Raw genomic sequence first — 22,021 nt, 5'->3', positions numbered from 1 at the left:
GTGTGCACAAAACAGGTTCCCATTTCTTATACCGCCCCGACTTAAGCCATAACCCTTTATCTTTGCGCCCTGAATTTAAGCGCCCGGGCGACGGGCGAATGAAATAAATAAAAACAAAAAATGAAAGCATATACTTTTTTAATCAGATACAGGCTGCCCATCTCTATTATTGTTTTACTGGCCGGCATATTTACCAATTATGCAGCGGGTTTCTGGCCTGCATTTCCCCTGTACCTGATTGCAGCCATCCTGATTTTCAGTCATTTCTTTTTTGGTCCGCTCAGGCTGATTCAGGAATATATGGAGAATGGAGATATGGATGGCGCCGAGAAAGTGTTGAACTCTATCAAATTCCCCAACCTTTTATATAAGCCCATCCGATCTGTTTACTACACCTTAAAGGGTAATATTGCTATGAGCAAACAGGATTTTGATAATGCGGAAACGATGATGAAAAAAGGATTGGACTTAGGTATGCCCATGAAGGAGGCCGAAGGTGCAAGCATGTTACAAATGGGTATGCTGGCTATGCAGAAAGGTAATATCAAGCAGGGTGAAAGCTATATTCGCCAGGCCATCCGGAAAGGCTTACCTGATAAGGAAAACGAAGCAGCAGCTTACCTGCAAATGTGTAGTATTATGATGAACAAGCGTGAGTTTCGTGCAGCAAAAGATTTTTACAGGAAAGCAAAAGCCTGCAATCCTACTACTCCTCAAATAGTAGATCAGTTAAAAGAAATTGGCAAGTATATTACCCGCATGCCGGGCTAATAAACCTGTAACCGTTATTACAAAAAAGAGATTGTCGGGCGACAATCTCTTTTTTGTAATCAAAATATTATATAGCATTTATCTTCCCATTTTTATCTCAAAATCGGTCTCCCACTGATTAGGTTTTACATTTAGTTTCCGGTCTATATCCACAATTAATTCCGGCTGCCGTCGTTCTCCAAAGAACTGACCTGCATCCCATTTCAGATTTTTGTTCGTGTCGTACAATATTTTCATATCATAATCACCGGGGTTATACAGCTTCAATTCAATAATCCGGTTCGCCGGTATTGCAAAGGAGTTGATCGTTGCATCACCCTGGTTGATCAACAAAACCGGGTTACGGGCCAGGTCAATATCTACAAAGTTGATCTTTACCTGACCGTAATCGTCCAGCGACTTGGTTCTGAACTTTACCGTATCCTTTCTTACGATCTGCCGGTCAATGCTGTCTGACGCAAAATCTTTCTCTAAAACCAGGTAATAGGTAGTGTCCGGCGTCCATGCCATATTCATAGTAACAATATGTGCGGTGCTGTCCAGGGCCAGCTTATATCCTTTCGCCCGTGTTAGAGTACTATCCATACTCAGCAAAACTTTACTGGTATCGAAAGTCTTCAGCGGATTTTCAAAGGTCATAGTAAACGCAGAAAGCAGGTCCTGCTTGCCGGCATCCAAGCTGTTTTTATATTTTAACCGTTTTTCTTTCCTGTCTATTTCCTTTTCTTCGGGCTCTGTCTGTTCCTTAGGTTTTTCTGCCTGGTAAGCCCACATGATAACCGGGGTGGGAGGTTCGGGCGCAATGGTTACTATGGAATCGGCAAATGCAAAGACCTGTTCACCATTATATAAATAGGAGCCGCCTTCATCTTTCATAGCAAATAACCGGTATTTGCCGGGAGCCAGGTAGCGGAAAAAGAAAATACCACTGGTATCTACCGTTGTTACATATCTCGGGCGCTCTTTTACCACAGCGCTATCATCCAGGTTGCTGTACAGCATCACCGATAATGTGGAGTCGGCCTTTCCCGTTTTAGCCATTTTAACCCTGCCGCTTAGCTCCATCGAATCGATATAAGATCCGGTTGACACCACATATAACAGGTCTTTTCCTTTATTTCCTTCGTTCAGGTCCTTAACCGCATTCGCAAAGTTGTAGACATAAGTTGTATTGGGCTGTAGGGTATCTTTGATTTTAACGGTTACGGTTCTCAATTTGCGGGTAACCTCCGGCATTATTTTAGGTAAGGGGGAAACGATCAGGTTTTTATAAATATCATTCAACTCTACATATTCATCAAATGCGATCTTGATCTCTTTCTGATCGAAGTTGAGCGTTTTATTTTCAGGGCTTACCCCTACAATTACCGGGGGTAAAGAATCTCTGGGCCCGCCCGATGGGGGCACCACGCTGGCACATCCCGTTTCTGTTACTAAAAAAGCAAAGGCCGAAACCACTACTAAAACAATAGCCAATAAATTTGTAGCGCGCATATAAAAGCAAACATAAAACGTTTTTAGACAAACTAATTCCCAATTTTCAATTTTTAATTTTCCATTAGCAAGCTCAATTTATCTTTGCAGGATGCAATTTTCGTCTGCACTGTTAGAATCCGCTGTTAATGAATTTTCACACCTTCCCGGTATTGGTAAAAAAACGGCCCTCCGCCTGGTATTACATTTATTAAAGCAGGAGGAAGGCCAGGTGATCCGGTTTAGTGAAACCATAGCACGCATGAGAAGTGAGATCCGCTTTTGCAAAAGATGCTATAATGTAGCCGACGGAGAGCTGTGCACCATTTGCAGCAATAACTACCGGCAGCAGCAGGTTATTTGCGTGGTTGAAAATATACGCGATGTGATTGCCATAGAAAGCACCCAGCAGTTTAATGGCACTTACCATGTGTTGGGAGGCGTTATCTCGCCCCTTGACGGAGTGGGGCCCGATCAGCTGAATATTGATGCCCTGGTAGAACGAATTGATCAGGAGCAGACCGAGGAACTGATATTTGCCCTGAGTCCCAATATCCAGGGAGACACTACTATTTATTATGTGCAGAAAAAGCTGAGCGGTAAAAATGTGCGTATTACCACCATTGCCAGGGGTATTGCTTTTGGGGGAGAACTGGAGTATGCAGATGAGCTTACATTAGGCCGCAGCCTGCAAAACCGGCTGCCGGTTGAAAAATATATGAACCGGTAACTTAATTAATTGCCGCTCCGTCCTTCATTTTTTGTAGTATGGGTTCCCATTTGGAAGCAATACTCAGCTGTTTTTCGTTAGCGTTTTTTATGGCCAGGCTCTCCATTTCAATTGCCTGCTCCTTGTTTCCCAACCTATAAAGTAATAATGCATAGGTATGGCGGTTCATGTAATCGGGGTATAAAGCTACACTTTGGGCCGCCCAGTTAACAGCTCTTTGCAGATACTGCTTTTCTCGGTCTATCCTGTAAAAATAGTTTGCTGCGCTGTTCAGATAGATTGCCTGAGGGCTTCTTACAGGTACTCCCACCGCCCTGGGAATATTCAATTGCCGAAGTCTTTCAGGTATCTCCGGGTCGATTGCACCGGTACTATCAGTGGTAGTCTTAATACCAGCCTGCTTAGATGCAACGGCGGCATAATCATCATTAAATACGGCAGCTATTTCCATATAGCGGACCGTATCTCCTGTATGAAGATAGTAGTTCATTAAAACAGTTCGCTCTGCGTATAGTTTATCTTTTTCAGTGTTGCAGGTAAATCTTGCGAATTGAACAATCCTCTTCATATAATTCACGTCCCGGTTAGTAATAGCAATATTAGTAGACTTTTTGATGATCCGCTGGTTGATATCAACCCGTTCCTGCAAGCTCATAGGCCACCATGCTTCTGAAAAGTTCGGGTTATTTACCGCCTTCTGGTACGCATTGCTGCCAAATGCAGGGCTTTGTCTCATCAGGAAACGGACAGACCCGGTATTAAAAGAGTCCGGGGGAAGAAGGTTAATGAACTCCGTAAGTAATAATTTGGTATCCAGGCCGAGATCGGTTTTTGCCTGTATCAATTTTTTCAGGTCCTCAATATTTTTATTACCCTTATCAAAATAAGTCTTTTCAATTTGTTGCACCAATGCCCGGTTCTGATAGGTTTTAAGTCCATACTTTATTACAGAATCCATTGTAACCGGCATCGGCGATTTCAAAAAGGGAAGCAGGCTACCTTCTTCATCTAAAAAATAAAGACTAAAAGGAACTTTTTGGCTTACCATATCCTGAAGAATGATGCGATCCTTACTCTCCAGCGAAACCTTGATGCTGATAAAGCGATCGTTGATCAACCGGGCTATATCAGGTTTTGAAAGTGCTTTAGGGATGGTCTCATTCCATTTCTCATTATCCTCCATCTCGTAAAACAAAAGAACAGGCTTTTTGAATGCTGATGATTTTTTAAGTGCCTGCTTGTAGCTCAAATCCTCAAACAACTTTTCCTGGGCTTTGGCTATTGAAGAAAAAAAACAAACTAATAGTAGTAAAACAAGTTTAGATGTTTTCATACAAATCAGCGTTTATTAATTTGAGCAAATGTTACAGGTTGCCTGCGGTATGCTTTTACCTTTCGATTATGTTTATCCGTTGCCGGATTCCATTTTCTGCTGTTTCTGACAATGCTTAATGCAATCTGATCAAAGGCGGGATGAAAAGGTACACTGGTGTACGCATCCTGTATATTACCTTCGGTATCCACAATAAAATCTATTACTACCGTAGCCCTGTCCGAGTTCTCAATTTTGTAACCTTCGGGCAACTTTAAGTTTTTCTCCAGGTATTCTCGCCATGCTCCTGCACCGCCGGGAAAAGAAGCACTCTGCTGTGTGTTCGTCGTATCGGTAAGCGCTAATCCGTTTTCGTCATAATACGTCCTGTTAATAAATTTCCCGTTTTCGTACTCCTCAACAGAACTTTTGTTACCATTGGAATGATAGTAGACCCAAGTTCCGTTTTCTTTTTTTCCTTCACTATAGGCCCCCGTAGCCGACAACTTTCTATCCGCGTACCAGAATACGCCCGTGCCCGCCCCGTTCTTATCTAATACCGTAGAATCAATTAAAACGCCGGCATCGTTCCAGCCGAGGTTTGTACCATAAATCAAATCATTTTTATAAATAGCAGAATCTGCCAGGCGACCATTTTTATGATAGCCCATCCAAAGCCCTTCTTTTTTATGATGATTAAACTGACCGGTTCTTTGAAGCCTCCCGTCCGGATAGTAATAGGTAAAATGTCCGTTTTCCGATTTACTGCTGGTATCAGCATACAATCCTTTTCGATATAGTTTTTTTTCCTGTACATAATAGTCGGTCCTGTTCCAGCCAGAATCTGTTTTAATCATAGAACTATAGTAACGTGACTGTACTGGGTCACATGCTTTCCAATTCATATCGTAAAAGCGCTCTAAATGCTGGGCGATTAACGATTGGCTCATTAATAAGGTAAGCATTAGTAAAATATATTTCATGTGTTAGAATTTGGTCGTGTAATTCAGATACAAAGTAAACGATTTACTGCGGCACAACCGTAAAAGCTACCCGGTAGTAAAAAATTAACGCTGTTTCTTATACAGAGGCAATGTTTTGCCCCCTATTTTTGCTAAACTCATTTTTAACAATAATGGTTCTTTAAGCATGCGGTATCAGCTTCCGAACTTTCTTTCTGCTTTTTTCCTTTTGCTTTTTTTTGCCGCATCTGCCCAAACCAGGCATCAGTTTACTATTATTACAGAAAATGACAGCTATCTTTCGGTGAACAACGATGGTTATTATACCAACGGAATTAAACTGGCTTATCAATGGCGGTCAACAGCTTCCACTAAGAAAAATAACGAGCGGATTAACAGTATATCTGCGGGTCAGAATATTTATACTTCCAGGTTTTCGGGCGAAATCAGGGTTGACAGACTGGACCGTCCCATTGCCGGATACCTGTATGGCAGTTATCACCAGTCACTTTACAATAACAAAGAGCGATTGCTGAAATGGGGGATAACCGCTGGTATTATTGGACCGTCCTCCATGGGAGAAGACATGCAAAAGCTGGCACATCGCCTTATGCAGATCTATAAACCTACCTATTGGGAGCGCCAGCTGCCCAACTCGTTTGGTGTAAATGCAGAACTGGCATGGTCTCCACAATTGGGCCCGGAGGAAAAGTTATCTAAATGGGATTTTAAACCGTTACTCTCCGCAACAGCAGGAAGTATTTTTACCAACGCCGGGGCGGGAGGAGCCCTGGTATTCGGAAAGTTTAATAAAAACAGTGTTTCTGCATTCTGGAATAATCATAAAGGCCAAACGAAAGCTGAAAGAGAATTTTTTGCCTATTTGTTCCCTATGATTTACCTGAAAGGATATGATGCTACCGTACAAGGCAGTTTATTTAATAATGAACCCAACCTGATACCTGGAAAGTTAAACCCTGTTTTCCTCCAATCTAAGCTGGGCCTGACCTATGCCACCAATAAATTCTCTTTTGGCGCTGCTGCTGTTTATGAAAGCAAGCAATCTCTTACGCAACGATCTCCCCATTTATACGGAAGCTTACAGGCCGGCCTTATGTGGTAAACCATAAGCTAATCCGTGAAAATATTTGGAAAATAAAAAACAAATGCTATTTTTACGGTGTACTAGCCAATTAGTACACTAATCAAAATATGGCTTACCAAAACTTACTGTTGACCTTATGCGAATTCAAGACAAAAGACAGCTTTTACAAATTATAACTTATTCATTACAAACCTTTAGAAATCGTTAACAATCATACTGCTTATCTTCAAACTCCAAAAACTAAAAATATTTTGAACAAGAAAGTATTGCTGCTTATGTCTCTGCTAGCCAGCATTGCAGCTTATTGCCAACCGAAAAAAATTTATTTGAGCCCTAAAGCTGCAGGAGGAGCCAACCAATCGGTTTTTATAGATTCGCTCCGATTCTATCCCCTGGAAAAGAGCCAATCGGCTTCATTGGGAACCTATAACAACCTGTATGTTTCAAAAGATTACTTCATCCTTGGCAATTACACAGACAAGGCTCTTAACTTTTATTCTAAACAAGGCAAATTCGTTCGTCGTATTTCATACAAAAACCTCGGAGGAGATGGTTATCCTAAATATGACAAAAACAAACAACAGATATCCTTTTTTATGCGTAACAAAAATTACGTTCTTACCCAAAGAGACATGATAAAGGTTAAGGCTGATTTTGCTAATAAAAAGAATAAAAAATATTTTAAAAAGTATGTTATAGATCTGAAAGACAGCAGCCTTACCATACAAAAAGCGGAAGTATCGAACTTTGACATTCTTGATGCGTATAACCTGACAGGCGATTATTACTGTACTTACCAGATACATGTAAGCAAAGACTACAAAGACACTCTTGATCATGAAGTAAAAATCTACCAGAATGAGAAACTGGTGAAAGCTTACTTTCCTTACAATAAACAAAATGAGCCCCGATATCTTCACTCCAGGGGGTCGGCGGCTATAACATTCGAGAGCGGCAAACCTGACACTTTTTATATTACGAGACCTTTTACCGATACAGTATATGCCCTGTCCAATGATATTGTTACACCTATGTACCAGGTAGTACTACCTATGGAAAATGGGCTACCCAAATCTTTCTTTGAAACGCGTTTTAAAAATACAACAGAGCGGGATAATTTTGAACGGAACAATGGCTGGATGCTGAACCAGATATATAGCATGTATGAAGCTAACCGTTATACTATAGTAACGATCGGATTTTTTAGTAACTATGGAGTTTACCTCTATGATAAAAAGACCAACACTTCTTATAACACCAGTAAAATAAAAGCCGATAGTACCACCTATAATTTACCCCTTATCGGCGATTTCAGTGGAGAGCGGGTTGGCTCCAGGTTTTATCGCATTGTCACTGCAGAACAATTAAAGAAAGTGTATGAATTAAAAGATAAATCGGCAACGTTCCCTAAAGAATTACAAGACTGCTTTAAAGACCCTAAAAATCCCACTCCCCTCATTGTAGAATATACGATCAAAAACTAACTCATGAAAAAGTTCTTATTATTTTTCCTGCTTTTTATATCTATGAAAAGCTTTTCACAAACAGGTGTCATTAAAGGTACCGTTAAAGACTCCTTAACCGGTGTTGCACTGGAATCTGCAACCGTAACTGTTTTGAAAAAAGATTCTTCGCTGGCTAATTACCAGCTTTCAGATGAGTATGGATCTTTTCAGCTTACAAAGCTGCCGGTTAAAACAGATCTTATCTTAAATATTACTTATGCCGGATTCAAAAGCTTTTATAAAAACCTTCAGCTGGATTCAGCAGAACATAATATGATCGTTCTGTTAACACCTGCTTTTGACGACTCGCTGAATGTTACGGTTACAGCCCAGGTTCCCATTCGCATGAACGGGGATACGCTGGAAATCAATCCTGCAGCCTTTAAAATGGGACCCAATGCTGTGGTAGAAGATCTTTTAACGGCAGTACCGGGTATTACAGTCTGGTCAGACGGCAGCATCACTCTTAATGGTAAAAAAATACCCAGCGTGCTGGTAGATGGTAAGCCTTTCATGGGATCAGATGATGCGAGGATAGCTACCCAAAACCTGCCCAAAGATGCTATTGATAAAATACAGGTATACCAGGAGGTGGACAGAACCTTAAAGCCTGAAGAACGGCGACAAAAGGACTCACTGCTGACCATGAATATAAAGCTGAAAGAAAACAAACAAACGGGATATTTCGGTAAAGCCGCAATAGGGTATGGGACTACCGATCGTTTTGAAAGCGACCTATCCTTTCAGATGTATAACAAGAAAACCTCATTTGGTATTGGCGGGGGATATAACAATATCAATAAGAATATTGAAAATCTCAAGGAGATGTTTCAAAATAATACCTACCGAAACTACAACCCTAACCTAAGAAACGTGGGTAATTTTAATACCGAAGGAATTAACCGGTATCATTCCATCGGGGGTGTATTCACCCATAACTTTATTGAAACCACCAATAGCCGGCAAAACGACCGGATTACTGTCAACTATACAAAATCAGGTAACAACCGGTATTTAACCAATTTATCTCTGCAGAACAGAACAACACTCGACAATCCGCAACTCATAGAAGATCGTTCAACTACAAATGGCATTAATACGAACCATAATGTAGGCATCAATTATATTAAAACAAATAGTTATTCTGATAACTTTACGATCAATGCTTCCGCCAATACCTCCGACAACAACAATAATTCTATAAGAAATACTGACATACGGGACACTACCAATAGTATGATTAGCAGGAATAATGTAGATAGCCGGGAAGATCGCAGATCCAATAGCCAATCTTTGTCGCTTAATTACTCAAAGTACAGTAATGATAACCCGCTTGCTCAGTTCAATGCCAACCTGAATGTGAATAACAACAATAATGAATCGGAGCGATACGTAAAAAGCGCTTTTCAATCCTTTGTAAACAGTAATGACGACACTACTTATAACCGAAAATATGGGAACAATTCCTCCAACCTCAGTATTGGCGGTAACCTGGGGTACAACGGCCTTAAAAGATTACTGTTTGGCAGGTTTAATCTTTTTGGAATAGACCTGAGCCTGGATCAACGTTTCAATTACAACAAATCAAAAAGAAACGACCGGGTATTTGATTATGACAGCATTACCGCAAATTACGTAACCAATAACCGGCTTACCAATAACAATATCAGCGAAAAAATCGAGTATACTCCTTCACTAAGATTTAGTAAGTCGGCCTTTAAATGGGCCGATACGTACTACCACAACTTTAGTGTTAATGTAACGCTCCTGGAAGATTTTAAACAGGATAATAACAATTCGTCGTTTGCTATACGTAACCTATCCCGATCTTTTACATTTTTCCGGTATGGCGGTGGCTTATCCTATAATTACAACCGTAGAGATCGTTTTTACTACTATATAAGTGCCGGTTATGATAAAGACTTTGATTATGCACAGGTGGACCAGTTATATACCATCACTGACGATGTGGACGTATTTAATGTGCGGATAGGTAACCCTAATCTAAAAAACAAAGTAAATCACTCTTACAACTTTTATAGCAATTTCAACACCGAAAACTCTAAGTCATTGTATTCTTTCAACGGGGGCCTTAATGGTAATTATGTGAAATCATTAAATCCGATATCAGATAGCTTAATTAACGACTCATCAGGAAAACGGACCTATTATTATATTAATGCGCCTCGAAGCGAATCGTATAATATTAGTTATAATTTCAATATATCCCGTCGTTTCAAAAAAAGTAATCTTCAGTTAATGTATAGCGGTTCTTATAACAACAACCGTAACCCCAACTACATCGACAACATCTTTTCAGAAACCAATACATCGGGTTTTAACAACAACATCAACCTCCAGTTTTCCCTGCGGTCTATGATCATTTTTAATGTCGGGAAAATAATAGGCCATAACAGAACACTTCAGTCGGGAGCGGGGTTAACATCATTTAAAAACCGTTCGGATATATCCAGGATCGGGCTTACGGTAAACCTTCCCAAAAGCTACACGATTAGCTCTACGTTAGATCATACCAAAAACACAGGCCTGGAAAAACCGATCCTATTGTGGAATGCTTTTGCCAGCTGCCGTATTTTAAAAAACCAACAGGGCGAACTGAAGTTTTCGGCTATGGATATTTTGAAGCAATTTCAAAATGTAAGTAATACTGCTGACCGATTTGGTACTACTACCCGCATTACAAATGGCTTACAACAATACTTTATGCTCACCTTTGCCTACTATCCGCGGAAATTTGGAAAGGCAGAGATCAAAAAAAGGGAAGTAAAAGAAGTTTGGTAATAACTACTCCTGTTTAGCCAGCTTCTCGGAGTTCTCGGCGAACTGCAGGTTATCAATAAACTCCTGTATTTCGCCGTTCATTACGGCATCCAGGTTGTAAGAAGTAAAATTGATACGGTGATCAGTAACACGTCCCTGTGGATAGTTATAGGTTCTGATCTTGGCACTGCGGTCACCCGAGCTTACTAAACTTTTTCTATGGCGGGAAATTTCTTCTTCCTGTTTACGTACTTCTTCCTCGTACAATTTGGTACGCATCATCTGCATGGCTTTTTCCCTGTTGCCTAACTGGGTACGCTCTGTTTGACAAATTATTACGGTACCCGTTGGGATATGGGTTAACATTACTTTGGTTTCTACCTTATTTACATTCTGCCCACCGGCGCCACCACTCCTGGAGGTTTCCATTTTCACATCCGCTTCGCGTAATTCAAAGTCAATTTCTTCGGCCTCGGGCATTACAGCCACTGTAGCAGCAGAGGTATGCACACGGCCCTGGGTTTCGGTATCCGGCACCCGTTGTACACGATGCACACCGCTTTCAAATTTTAAAGTGCCGTAAACATCATCTCCCCTTATCTCTATTTGCACCTCTTTATAACCGCCGGATGTGCCTTCGCTCTCACTAAGCAATGCGGCCTTAAAACCTCTTTTCTCACAATACTTTAAGTACATTCTATATAAATCCCCGGCAAAAATGCTGGCTTCATCACCACCGGTTCCGGCTCTGATCTCCATAATCACATCCTTGCCGTCCTGCGGATCTTTGGGAATCAGTAGCTGGCGAATGGCTGCTTCCATCGCCTCTTTACGCTCCTGCAAATCAGCGGTTTCCAACTTGGCCAAATCCCGCAATTCCTCGTCGTCGCCATTCAGGGCCTCCTTGTTAAAGTCAATATCATCCAGCAACCTGGTATAATCTTTATACGCATTTACGATCTTTTCCAGCCCACGATACTCCTTACTGGTAGCGGCAAATTTTTTATTGTCGCTCACAATTTCAGGGTTAGTTAATGCCACGCCCAGCTGATCGTATTTTGCCTTTATAGCTTCCAGTTTATCTAACATATAAATTCTCTTACTTTTACACGGGCTACCTGCCCATACCGAACCAATACCCGTTCGAATAAATTCCTTCGGGCGTGCAAAGTTAAATCATTTTACAAGATGCCTTTTAAGAAGTTACAAGCAGATTTATTATTTGATGGACACCGTTTCCGGGAGCGCCAGGTTTTAGTGCTGTCGGAAGATGAAATAGTGGAAAATATAATCGACTTAGACCAGGCCGGGAGCGATATTGAAAAAATAGAAGGCATTTTATCGCCGGGTTTCATCAATTGCCATTGTCACCTCGAATTAAGCCATCTCAAAGGTCACATTGATGAAAATACAGGTTTGCCTGCATTTGTAAGACAAGTAGTGCAAAAACGGAATTTTTCAGAAGCAGATATTCTTGCCGCCATTGAAGCTGCCGAAGCAGCCATGCTACAAAACGGGATAGTAGCTGTGGGCGACATCAGCAATACGCTACACACGCTGGCGCAGAAACAAAAAAGAGCTATTTACTATCATAATTTTATTGAAGCCATGGGCTTTAATCCCCAGGTAGCCGATTCAAACTTTAATTCTTATCAGCATATATATAACGGGTTCGCCGAACAATTTGGGCCCAAACAGGTATCCATTACACCGCATGCACCCTACTCAGTGTCGGAGCCGTTATGGCAAAAAGTAATTACTCACGATAATAATGGGTTACTATCGATCCACAACCAGGAAACAGAAGAAGAAACACTATGGTTCCAGCAAAAAACCGGCGGATTTGCCGATATGTTTAAGGCCATGGGGTTAAATACAGACAGTTTTACCGCATCGGGGAAAACCAGCCTGCAGTCCTATTTTCATCGTTTTCTGCCACGGCAACAGGTTTTATTGGTACATAACGTATATACAACCAAAGAAGATCTTGCTTTTATCCGCCAAACCGGCAACAAAGTATTCTGGTGCTTATGTCCCAACGCTAACCAATACATCAGCCGTGCACTGCCTGATATAGCTATGTTTATAAAAAACGAAGCAGCTGTGGTGTTGGGAACCGACAGCCTGGCCTCTAATCACCAGTTAAGTATATGGGAAGAAATTCAGACCCTGCGTAAAGCTCACTCCAACATACCGTTGGAGCTAATGCTGCAATGGGCTACCAGCAATGGCGCCAAAGCGCTAAAAATAGAGGATCAATATGGTAGCTTTGAAAAAGGTAAACGGCCGGGGATGGTGCAAATTATCAATAGTGAGGCGCGCAGGCTTTATTAGTTATTAGCCTCCCTTGCTTTTCAAAAACAAGGCGGTTGTTAATCCCCCGATACCAGCTCGGATAATGGATATTTTATTCATATATCAGCTAAACGCAGGCAAGGGTATTGATTGGCACAGCAGCAAAGCTTTTCATTTCATTAATCGCCAATATTTGGTCAAACTGTTTCGAAACAGGAACTTTGCCTCCCCGGAAAACGAATCACTGAAGAATGAACTCGCAGCGTGAAAGCAAAAATTAAAAGAGGATATAGAATTGCCCGCTACGTGGCATATAAGGAAACACTGATTGACCGGAGAGAACATTTCTGGTCTTTTCTAGGCGCTTTTTTTGGAATTGGCACTATTGCCCTGCTACAAACAAGGCTTTCAGAAAGTGATAACCTGTTCCTGATCGGCTCTTTTGGAGCGTCATCCGTTTTAATTTACGGAAGTATCCAAAGTCCGTTGGCCCAACCCAGGAACCTGATAGGTGGCCATGTCATATCCGCCTTGTTAGGCGTAACTATTGCCAAATTATGTCCACCGGTTATTTGGCTAACGGCTCCGCTGGCTGTGGCTTTTTCGATCATAGCCATGCAAATAACCAAAACGCTTCACCCTCCGGGTGGCGCCACCGCTTTGATTGCCGTGATAGGGTCGGAAAAGGTAAAAGCCTTAGGCTATTGGTATGTATTATCGCCTGTTTTAACAGGTGGGCTAATATTGTTATTAGTGGCGCTTATTTTTAATAATCTTACGCCTAACAGGAAGTATCCGACATACGGACGCTTCTCGCGCACATTTAAATGGGTAACCCAACCAACCAGGCATGTCATGTCTAAAATAAACCGGAAACGCAGAAAGCGGTAACACACTACCTCATAATCTCTTTCAAAATAGGGAGGGTTCTCATATTGCCAAAATCCTGTACATGCAGGCTGTAATATACTTCCATCAAATCCAGTATTTTACGCCTGGCTTCTGCATTAGCATTGATTTCTGATAACTCTCCCGGTTGACGCACCTGTAAAAGCTCAGCCAGTATGGAGGCATATTTTTTTTCGAGACTTAAATGGTGAAAAAGCGGGGCATCGGTAAAAATGCCTTCCTGTACGTCAAATACCCATTCGCCCGACTGATCGATATCAGGATTTATACCCTGGGGTAAAAAACCTAGAAAATGGGTAAGCTGTACTGCAAAAAAAACAGGAAAATTGGCCATTATCTTATCATCGCATTGGTCCAGGGCTATAAGACAGTCTTCAGCAAAAGCAAATAACCCGTAATTATCTTCCGGTTGCTTTAAACATTTACTTAATAGCTCTACCATATAGGACGCAACGCCATTTTTAAGCACATCAGTAAAAATTTGTTGGTACACTGTTGCAAACCTGTATTCTTTTATACGATTCAGTTGCTTAAATTCATTGTGGTACACTTCCATATCCAATATTGCTCCCGGTTGAAAAAAACCTATCCTGGAGCCTCCCTTCTTTGAAGCACTGCGTATGCCGTTTAATAAATAGGATTGCACCCCGAATAATTCGGTGTACACCGATGCAATGATGCTGGTTTCCCCGTACTTAACAGTACGAAGCACGATGCCTTTCGTTTTATGAATTTTATCCGTCAATTATAAAAAAATAGTACTGCAAGGTAAATTTTAATCATTGGGTTGTCAAAGAATTGATAGTACTCTTACTGATACATCTCTCAAAAAAACTATGTGTTGGCATTGTTTTTTCTTTTTCTTTGCCAATATCGCAATAGAAGTTGTTTACAACAACAGTTTAAAAACTAAACATCGTCTAAAAAACACAATAAATATATTTTATGTGGGAAAAGCTGGGTAAAGCCATTATTAAATACAGGTTCGTTCTTTTAATATTACTAACTGCCGTTACCGCCGTCTTTGCTTACTGGGGAAGTAAAGCAGAATTGGGATATGAGTTCACCAGGGCTATTCCTACCGACCACCCGGTTAATATAGCTTACCAGGAATTTAAAAAGAAGTACGGGCAGGATGGTAACCTGATGGTTGTAGGAGTTCAAACCGACCAGTTTTTTACCGAAAAAGTTTTTAATCCCTATGTTTCGCTTCAGAATAACCTTAAAAAAATACCCGGCGTTATTGATATTATAGCGATTCCCGGTGCAGTAAACCTGGTAAAAGACTCGGTTAGCGAAAAATTACAGGCCAGAAAGATATTCACCACTACACCGCTCAACCAGGCGCAAATTGATGAAGGGGCCGCCGGTTTTCTCAATTTACCATTTTATAAAGGCTTGCTGTATAACCCTGAGTCCAAAGCCTATTTGATGGGATTAACCATGGACCCAGAAATTATTAACTCGAAGAAAAGAGATGCTACCATTAACGAAGTAACGGCTCAAATAGCCAATTTTGAAAAAGCAACCAATGTAGAAGTAAAATTAAGCGGACTGCCTTATATACGAACGGTACTGGCTACACGTATAGCCAATGAAATGCGTTATTTCCTCACCGCATCTATCCTGCTTTCTGCGGTTATATTGTTGCTCTTCTTCAGGTCAGTAAGTTCCATGTTATTGTCTTTGGGTGTGGTGATCATTGGAGTTCTTTTCTGTTTAGGTACCATACATATACTGGGCTATAAAATTACCCTGCTAACCGCTTTAATACCGCCATTAATAGTGGTGATTGGTATTCCTAACTGTATTTACTTTTTGAATAAATACCATACCAGCTGGAAAAAACAGTCTCATGTAGGTGATGAAGTTCCGGTTCAGCAGAAGAAAAGGAACGCCATAGTAGATATGGTAAGCCGCATGGGTGTAGTAACGCTGTTTTGTAACCTGGCAGCGGCTATCGGGTTTGCAGTTTTTGCATTAACCAAGAGCGCTATATTAAAAGAATTTGGAGCAGTGGCAGGTATCAATATCATGCTGTTGTTCTTTATATCGCTGGTATTGATTCCTATTGTGCTATACTTTTTACCTCCTCCAAAGGAAAAGCATACCAAATACCTGAATAACCAAAGACTGAACCGCTGGCTGGACCGTTTGGAAAAATGGTCTTTAGCGCACAGAAAACTAATTTATATAGTGACAGTTATCGTTGTGGTAATTGCCGCGGCTGGTACGTTCAGATTACAAAGCAATGCATACATGGTAGATGATGTACCCAAAACCGATAAGATCTATACTGACCTGAAGTTTTTTGAAAAGAACTTTAAGGGAGTTATGCCTTTAGAGATCGTTATAGACACTAAAAAGAAATTTGGGGTAACCAGAAACTTTAAGAACCTGGTAAAGATTGATTCGTTTACGCAATATCTGTCTTCGAGACCAGAAATAGCGCGGCCCCTGAGTCTTGTAGAAGGTTTGAAGTTTGCCAAACAGGCATTTTATGATGGGGATAGCGCCAATTATTCGATGCCTTCAGAATTTGATTTACCTGGCCTGGCCCAATACCTGAATATGAAAACCAGCAGCCCTGGCGACAGTAGCGGAAGCGATGATTCGTTTACTAAGCTGGTGTCCCGGTTTATGGATAGTGCCAAGCAGGAAGCCAGGCTAAGTGTAAACATGGCCGATGTAGGTACCCATGCATTGCCAGGTCTTTTAGCGGGCATAGAAAAAAGAGCCAATGAAATATTTCCGAAAGATCAATACAATGTTTCACTTACCGGTAGCAGCATTGCTTTTTTAGAAGGTGGTCGCTTTATCATTAACGGACTGAAGGAAAGCATTTTCTGGGCTTTTTTATTGATAGCTCTTTGTATGCTGTACCTGTTTAAGTCGTTTCGCATCCTGTTGTGTTCCTTAATTCCTAATATTATCCCTTTGGTTATTACCGCGGGTATTATGGGCTGGGCCGGTGTACCGCTTAAGCCCAGTACCGTACTTATTTTTAGTGTAGCCCTGGGTATCGCAATAGATATTACCATCCGGTTTCTGGTTAATTATAAGCAGGAGCTGACCTATCATGATAACGATGTGCAAAGCACGGTTATACAAACCATACATAGCACCGGTATCAGTATCATCTATACCTCTTTAGTATTAATTGCGGGATTTGTCATTTTTTGTTTCAGTGGTTTTGGAGGTACCGAAGCATTAGGTTGGCTAACATCAATAACGTTGATTACCGCTACTGTTACCAACCTTATTTTATTACCGGCATTATTGATTAGTTTTTCTAAGAAAAAGGATAAAAAGTAAACATATTTCATTTCTCATATTTTAACAGTTTACAATATAAAAAACCATTAAGGGTTAAGATTATTAAGTTCAAAGGCCCGTACAAACCTTCATTCTTAATGTTCCTCAATTCCTTAATGTTTTTTAAGGTGATTATATGGGAAAAGTAAAGCTGCACTTTATCAGGAGAAGGTGACTGAATATTAAACCAGCATTTTACTTTAGCAAAAAGATCACCGGGTATTCACTGGGTTTTTCTATTGGCTTCGCTGATCGTCAACGGAGTACAAATTGCGGCATATTTTATTCAGAAGACCATTCTCTATCAAAAAAACAGGTTGATGAGATTAACCCATCAACCTGTAACATATTCATCTAAATACTTTCTATTAGAACCCCCTGCTGCTGGTGGCCTCGTATTTTTGCAAATTAGGGCATTGAGCCGCCGCCTCCTGGTCTACCAAAACATAGAAAGTTGGCACTCTCTTAGTTAACCAATCATCCAGCGCTTTTTGCTTTTTTGTTTCTAAAGCCATGCTGGCAATTTTATTATAATCGTCGTTCAGGTTCATTTTGTGTGGTTCTGTTTTCGACTTCAGGTACAAAATTCTTACACCCTGCTTACCTTGTTCATTAGTAAAAGTTAAAGGTTGAGAGTAGTCGCCCTCTTTCAATGTTGCTAAAGCCTGCACCATATCTTTATCAGGTAACTGATCTATATGTACATAAGTAGATCCATCGGGATTTAAAACAAAAGGACCATAGCTTTTTACCGCCTCATCTTCACTATACTTGTAGGCCGCATCTTTAAAAGATATCTTTCCTGAAACGATCTCTGTTCTCACAGAGTCTAATTTGATTTTCGCCGCATCCAATTCGGTTTTAGTTACAGGAGGTATTCTCAATATCATTCTCACTTTAGCATTATCGCCACGCCTGCTTTCTGACTGTATAAGGAAGTACCCGAACTTATTTGATTTTACCGGCATCGACAATTCGCCTGCTTTCAGCCTGAATGCTGTGGAGAGAAATACAGGATCGAGCTGATCCTTATCATTCCTGTTTACTTCATAAGCACCGCCTCTGTCACGACTACCCGGGTCCTCTGAATATTTTTTTGCGGCTGCTTCAAAACTTAATGTTCCTGCTTCAATCTGCTTCCGGTAGTTCATCATCTCATTATAAATATAATCTTCCACCTCTTTAGCAGCTTTAGGGTATACATTAATCTGGCCTATCTCTAGTTCAGACTCCAGAAATGGTACACTGTCCGAGGGCACCCTGTCAAAAAATGCTTTTACCTCTGTAGGGGTGATATGTACATTTTCTACTATTTTCTGTTTCATTCTGTTAGATAACATCTGCTCTTTAATCATGTGGCGGGAGTCGTCTTTTAGCTGGAAAATAGTTTTGCCTGCCACATCTTCTACTGCCTGCTCACTACCAAACTGCATTACCCACCCACGCACGCGCATGTCGAGGTTCGCCTCTACCTCCTCATCACTTACCGGGAGCGAATCCCGCTCCGCCTGCAAAGCCAGGATTTTAGATATCAGAGACTGCTCCAGAATGGAACAGGCAGCGCCTTCGGGAAGTTGATCGCCATTACGTGATGCATCCAAAATAGCATTTTGTATATCTGATTGTAAAATGATCCTGTCCCCGACAGCTCCTAAAATTTTATCAACCACCAGTTTTTGTGATTTTCCCTGCGAAAAAGCAGTTACACTCAGGGTTATAGCAAATAAACCCGCAAGAAAATATTTGATCATAGCTCAAAATTAATCAGCCCCCCATACAATATTGAAGCTGAAGAGTGCATTTAACAAAAGTTTGTTTAAGAAAAAGTAAATGGGGAATAGCCAGCAGTAAGTAGGTGAAGCTATATATATTCTATTTCCCTACTTACTACTCACCACTCCCCATTGTTATTACAATGTTCTCTTTATTTCTTCCAGTTCGTAAGACTCTACGATATCACCTACCTTAATATCCGTGTAATTTTTGATAGTAAGACCGCACTCCATACCCGTCAGCACTTCTTTCGCATCATCTTTAAAGCGTTTCAGAGAGCCCAGTTCCGCCACCGCGTTTTCACCAATCGGGTAAATCACAATACCGTCGCGTATCAATCTCACCTTATTATCACGCTTGATCTTTCCATCTAACACCACGCAACCTGCCACTGTAGCTTTATCAAACTTGAACACCTCTCTTACTTCAACATTCGCAGTAATCTTTTCTTTCACCGTTGGCTCCATCATACCTTCCATCGCGCTCTTCACTTCGTCGATAGCCTGGTAAATTACCGAGTACATCTTAATCTCGATACCGGCATTATCTGCCAGTCTTGAAGCCTGGGAAGAAGGTCTTACGTTAAAGGCGATCACAATTGCATCAGAAGCCTCTGCTAACACAATATCACTTTCATTGATCTGACCTACACCTTTATGTATTACGTTAACCAGGATCTCTTCTGTAGAAAGTTTCTGTAAGGAGTCACTCAGTGCCTCTACCGAACCATCCACATCACCTTTAATAATGATGTTCAGCTCCTTAAAGTTACCCAATGCCAGACGACGTCCGATCTCATCCAGCGTAATGTGTTTCTTGGTACGCATACCCTGCTCACGGAGAATCTGCGCCCTGCGGTTGGCTATATCTTTAGCTTCAGACTCGTCTTCGTATACTTTAAATTTCTCACCAGCCTGCGGCGCACCATTTAAACCCAGTATCACGGCTGGTGCAGAAGGTCCTGCAGTATCCTGCCTTTTATTACGTTCGTTGAACATGGCTTTTACGCGACCAAAGTACTGTCCGCTCACTACCAAGTCTCCTTGCTTTAAAGTACCATTCTCAACCAGGAGGGTTGCTACGAATCCTCTGCCCTTATCCAATGATGCCTCAATAATAGTTCCGGTAGCTTCTCTTTCAGGGTTGGCTTTCAATTCCAGTAACTCTGCTTCCAGCAATATTTTCTCCAGTAACTTATCAATATTCAGCCCTTGTTTGGCCGAAAGCTCCTGGCTTTGGAATTTACCACCCCACTCTTCTACTAAAATATTCATTTGAGATAGCTGCTCGTAGATCTTAGTTGGGTTGGCGCCATCTTTATCGATTTTGTTTACCGCAAATATCATTGGTACGCCTGCTGCCTGTGCGTGGCTGATGGCCTCTTTTGTCTGAGGCATCACCGCATCATCGGCTGCTACAACTATAACTGCAATATCAGTAACCTTGGCACCACGCGCACGCATAGCTGTAAAGGCTTCGTGACCCGGCGTATCGAGGAATGTAATTTCGCGTCCTTCACCTACCTGAACACGGTACGCACCAATGTGCTGGGTAATACCGCCGGCCTCACCCGCTACCACATTCGCATTACGGATATAGTCAAGCAATGATGTTTTACCATGATCCACGTGACCCATGATAGTTACGATAGGGCTACGAGGTTTCAGGCTTTCTGCGTCATCTTCTTCATCCTCATCATCCTCCATCTCCATTTGTTTTTCCATGTCGATGAACTCTACATCATAGCCAAACTCGCTCGCTACCAGCTCAATAACTTCTGCATCAAGTCTCTGGTTAATAGATACCATGATACCTAAGCCCATACATTTGCTGATCACATCTGCAAAGCTTACGTCCATCAGGCTGGCTAACTCGCTCACACTAATAAATTCAGTTACCTGTAATTTATTATCGCCGGCTTCAATATTCATTGCATCTTCCGCCTCATTTCTCTTATCTCTACGCGCTTTGGCTCTCATCGATTTCTGCTTATTGCCGCCGCCACTCAATTTAGCCTGGGTTTCGCGTATTTTATCCTGGATCGCTTTTTCGTCAATTTGCTTCTCTTCTCTGGGGTGTTGATGATGTCTTCTGTCTCCACCTCTGAAGCCGCCGCCTCCGGCATTGTTATTATTATTATTGCCACGCTGATCCCTGTTACCGCCACCGCCTTGCTGGAATGGCTTTTTGGCAGCGGGATCTGGTTTCACCTCTTTCTTCTCAATAGGAATACGCTTGCGCTTCCTTTTCTCATCACGCTTAGGTCTTGTATCGTTATCTACCGGCAGTTCAATCTTGCCTAAAATTTTAGGGCCTTCAATTCTGTCGGCCTTTATTTTAGTAATTTCTGGTTCGGGTTCAGCAACCGGTGCAGGTGTTGGCGTGGGTACTACCGGTGTAACAGGAGCGGGATCTTCCTGCTTTTTCTCCTGTACAGGTTCTTGTACCGGCGCTTCTTTCTCTACTACAGGCTTTTCTTCTACCACCGGTGGTGCTGAAGGTTTTTTGGGCCTGGTTGATTTCTCAAGAGCAGACAGGTCAATCTTATCCAAAATTTTCGGGCCTTCAATTTCAGGCGCACCAATTTTAATAATATTCGTTTCCTTTTCCGGCTCCGGCGTAACAACTTCTGCCTCAGGAGCAGGCTCCACAACAGGAGGTGTTTCTACTATTGGCTCAGGCATAGGTGCTGGTTCCGGCTGGGGTTCTGGTTCTGGCTGAGGCGTTGGCTCCAGAGGAGCTACTTCAACTTCAGGCTCAGCTTCCACAACAGGAGGTGCTTCAACAACAGTCTCCGTTTTAGCCGGCTCTTTCTTTGGTACCAGTTCTTCTTCTTCCTTGCGTTTTTTAGCCTCGTTGCCCACTCCTTTTGGAAGGTCAACCTGGCTGCTTTTTAGCTTGGCAGCTTTATCGTTCTGAAATCCCTGTTGCAGCGCCGCATACATAGCTTCGCTTAGCTTCGAAGACGGTTTTAAATCGTCTTTCGGAAAGCCTTTGCCAACAAGAAAATCAACGAGCGTATCCTGCCCAATGTTAAATTCTTTAGCTGCTTGTAATAATCTTGGAAGTTTGATTTCTGACATATAAAAT

General features: G+C 41.6%; 15 protein-coding genes. 8 read left to right on the top strand and 7 right to left on the bottom strand.

The window, feature by feature from the left end; genetic code table 11:
* The first annotated feature begins 120 nt into the window (after positions 1-120).
* Positions 121-771 (top strand): tetratricopeptide repeat protein, encoded by a 651-nt coding sequence (locus ACLOAU_RS07830; RefSeq protein ID WP_427861305.1) that lies wholly within the window; start codon positions 121-123, stop codon positions 769-771.
* A gap of 78 nt (positions 772-849) precedes the next feature.
* On the opposite strand, the gene ACLOAU_RS07825 is transcribed toward ACLOAU_RS07830, so the two are convergent.
* Positions 850-2,265: an Ig-like domain-containing domain gene (locus tag ACLOAU_RS07825; RefSeq protein WP_427861304.1), complete on the bottom strand. Its 1,416-nt coding sequence runs from the start codon at positions 2,263-2,265 to the stop codon at positions 850-852.
* Between the two features lie 91 nt (positions 2,266-2,356).
* Here ACLOAU_RS07825 and recR point away from each other — a divergent pair, with 91 nt between their 5' ends.
* Complete coding sequence (gene recR, locus ACLOAU_RS07820; protein WP_427861303.1) at positions 2,357-2,974, top strand: recombination mediator RecR; 618 nt, start codon at positions 2,357-2,359, stop codon at positions 2,972-2,974.
* Between the two features lies 1 nt (position 2,975).
* On the opposite strand, the gene ACLOAU_RS07815 is transcribed toward recR, so the two are convergent.
* Positions 2,976-4,307 (bottom strand): hypothetical protein, encoded by a 1,332-nt coding sequence (locus tag ACLOAU_RS07815; RefSeq protein WP_427861302.1) that lies wholly within the window; start codon positions 4,305-4,307, stop codon positions 2,976-2,978.
* Between the two features lie 5 nt (positions 4,308-4,312).
* Positions 4,313-5,269 carry a hypothetical protein gene (locus ACLOAU_RS07810; protein WP_427861301.1) on the bottom strand — a complete coding sequence of 319 codons (957 nt, stop codon included), beginning with the start codon at positions 5,267-5,269 and terminating at the stop codon, positions 4,313-4,315.
* A 166-nt stretch (positions 5,270-5,435) separates the two neighbouring features.
* Between ACLOAU_RS07810 and ACLOAU_RS07805 the strand changes: the two genes are divergently transcribed.
* The 3 genes from ACLOAU_RS07805 to ACLOAU_RS07795 all read left to right on the top strand — a co-directional run bounded on the left by ACLOAU_RS07805 (position 5,436) and on the right by ACLOAU_RS07795 (position 10,660).
* Positions 5,436-6,371: a lipid A-modifier LpxR family protein gene (locus ACLOAU_RS07805; RefSeq protein WP_427861300.1), complete on the top strand. Its 936-nt coding sequence runs from the start codon at positions 5,436-5,438 to the stop codon at positions 6,369-6,371.
* Positions 6,372-6,679: 308 nt separating this feature from the next.
* Complete coding sequence (locus ACLOAU_RS07800) at positions 6,680-7,837, top strand: 6-bladed beta-propeller (RefSeq protein WP_427861299.1); 1,158 nt, start codon at positions 6,680-6,682, stop codon at positions 7,835-7,837.
* A gap of 3 nt (positions 7,838-7,840) precedes the next feature.
* The gene (locus ACLOAU_RS07795; protein WP_427861298.1) at positions 7,841-10,660 is read left to right on the top strand and encodes a carboxypeptidase regulatory-like domain-containing protein; all 2,820 of its coding nucleotides are present in this window, start codon (positions 7,841-7,843) and stop codon (positions 10,658-10,660) included.
* Positions 10,661-10,663: 3 nt separating this feature from the next.
* On the opposite strand, the gene prfA is transcribed toward ACLOAU_RS07795, so the two are convergent.
* Positions 10,664-11,728 (bottom strand): peptide chain release factor 1, encoded by a 1,065-nt coding sequence (gene prfA, locus ACLOAU_RS07790; protein ID WP_427861297.1) that lies wholly within the window; start codon positions 11,726-11,728, stop codon positions 10,664-10,666.
* Between the two features lie 99 nt (positions 11,729-11,827).
* Between prfA and ACLOAU_RS07785 the strand changes: the two genes are divergently transcribed.
* A complete protein-coding gene (locus ACLOAU_RS07785) occupies positions 11,828-12,973 on the top strand; it encodes an amidohydrolase family protein (RefSeq protein ID WP_427861296.1) in 1,146 nt (381 codons plus the stop codon).
* 225 nt (positions 12,974-13,198) lie between these two features.
* Complete coding sequence (locus tag ACLOAU_RS07780; RefSeq protein WP_427861295.1) at positions 13,199-13,825, top strand: HPP family protein; 627 nt, start codon at positions 13,199-13,201, stop codon at positions 13,823-13,825.
* A 4-nt stretch (positions 13,826-13,829) separates the two neighbouring features.
* On the opposite strand, the gene recO is transcribed toward ACLOAU_RS07780, so the two are convergent.
* Positions 13,830-14,588, bottom strand: a complete 759-nt coding sequence (gene recO, locus ACLOAU_RS07775; protein ID WP_427861294.1) for a DNA repair protein RecO — start codon at positions 14,586-14,588, stop codon at positions 13,830-13,832.
* Positions 14,589-14,788: 200 nt separating this feature from the next.
* Here recO and ACLOAU_RS07770 point away from each other — a divergent pair, with 200 nt between their 5' ends.
* Complete coding sequence (locus tag ACLOAU_RS07770) at positions 14,789-17,158, top strand: efflux RND transporter permease subunit (protein WP_427861293.1); 2,370 nt, start codon at positions 14,789-14,791, stop codon at positions 17,156-17,158.
* Between the two features lie 368 nt (positions 17,159-17,526).
* Here ACLOAU_RS07770 and ACLOAU_RS07765 read toward each other — a convergent pair whose 3' ends face one another.
* Both ACLOAU_RS07765 and infB read right to left on the bottom strand, forming a co-directional pair.
* A complete protein-coding gene (locus tag ACLOAU_RS07765) occupies positions 17,527-18,909 on the bottom strand; it encodes a peptidylprolyl isomerase (protein ID WP_427861292.1) in 1,383 nt (460 codons plus the stop codon).
* A gap of 159 nt (positions 18,910-19,068) precedes the next feature.
* Complete coding sequence (gene infB, locus ACLOAU_RS07760; RefSeq protein WP_427861291.1) at positions 19,069-22,014, bottom strand: translation initiation factor IF-2; 2,946 nt, start codon at positions 22,012-22,014, stop codon at positions 19,069-19,071.
* Positions 22,015-22,021: the final 7 nt, after the last annotated feature.

Source organism: Paraniabella aurantiaca (assembly GCF_050309965.1).
Lineage (GTDB): Bacteria > Bacteroidota > Bacteroidia > Chitinophagales > Chitinophagaceae > Niabella.
The sequence above is the reverse complement of the archived record's forward strand: the minus strand, read 5'-3'. Positions and strand labels throughout refer to the sequence as shown.

Excerpts from the sequence above, each read along its gene's own strand:
- ACLOAU_RS07830 (WP_427861305.1), top strand. The coding sequence starts at position 121 with ATGAAAGCATATACTTTTTTAATCAGATACAGGCTGCCCATCTCTATT.
- ACLOAU_RS07825 (WP_427861304.1), bottom strand. The coding sequence starts at position 2,265 with ATGCGCGCTACAAATTTATTGGCTATTGTTTTAGTAGTGGTTTCGGCC.
- recR (WP_427861303.1), top strand. The coding sequence starts at position 2,357 with ATGCAATTTTCGTCTGCACTGTTAGAATCCGCTGTTAATGAATTTTCA.
- ACLOAU_RS07815 (WP_427861302.1), bottom strand. The coding sequence starts at position 4,307 with ATGAAAACATCTAAACTTGTTTTACTACTATTAGTTTGTTTTTTTTCT.
- ACLOAU_RS07810 (WP_427861301.1), bottom strand. The coding sequence starts at position 5,269 with ATGAAATATATTTTACTAATGCTTACCTTATTAATGAGCCAATCGTTA.
- ACLOAU_RS07805 (WP_427861300.1), top strand. The coding sequence starts at position 5,436 with ATGCGGTATCAGCTTCCGAACTTTCTTTCTGCTTTTTTCCTTTTGCTT.
- ACLOAU_RS07795 (WP_427861298.1), top strand. The coding sequence starts at position 7,841 with ATGAAAAAGTTCTTATTATTTTTCCTGCTTTTTATATCTATGAAAAGC.
- prfA (WP_427861297.1), bottom strand. The coding sequence starts at position 11,728 with ATGTTAGATAAACTGGAAGCTATAAAGGCAAAATACGATCAGCTGGGC.
- ACLOAU_RS07785 (WP_427861296.1), top strand. The coding sequence starts at position 11,828 with ATGCCTTTTAAGAAGTTACAAGCAGATTTATTATTTGATGGACACCGT.
- ACLOAU_RS07770 (WP_427861293.1), top strand. The coding sequence starts at position 14,789 with ATGTGGGAAAAGCTGGGTAAAGCCATTATTAAATACAGGTTCGTTCTT.
- ACLOAU_RS07765 (WP_427861292.1), bottom strand. The coding sequence starts at position 18,909 with ATGATCAAATATTTTCTTGCGGGTTTATTTGCTATAACCCTGAGTGTA.
- infB (WP_427861291.1), bottom strand. The coding sequence starts at position 22,014 with ATGTCAGAAATCAAACTTCCAAGATTATTACAAGCAGCTAAAGAATTT.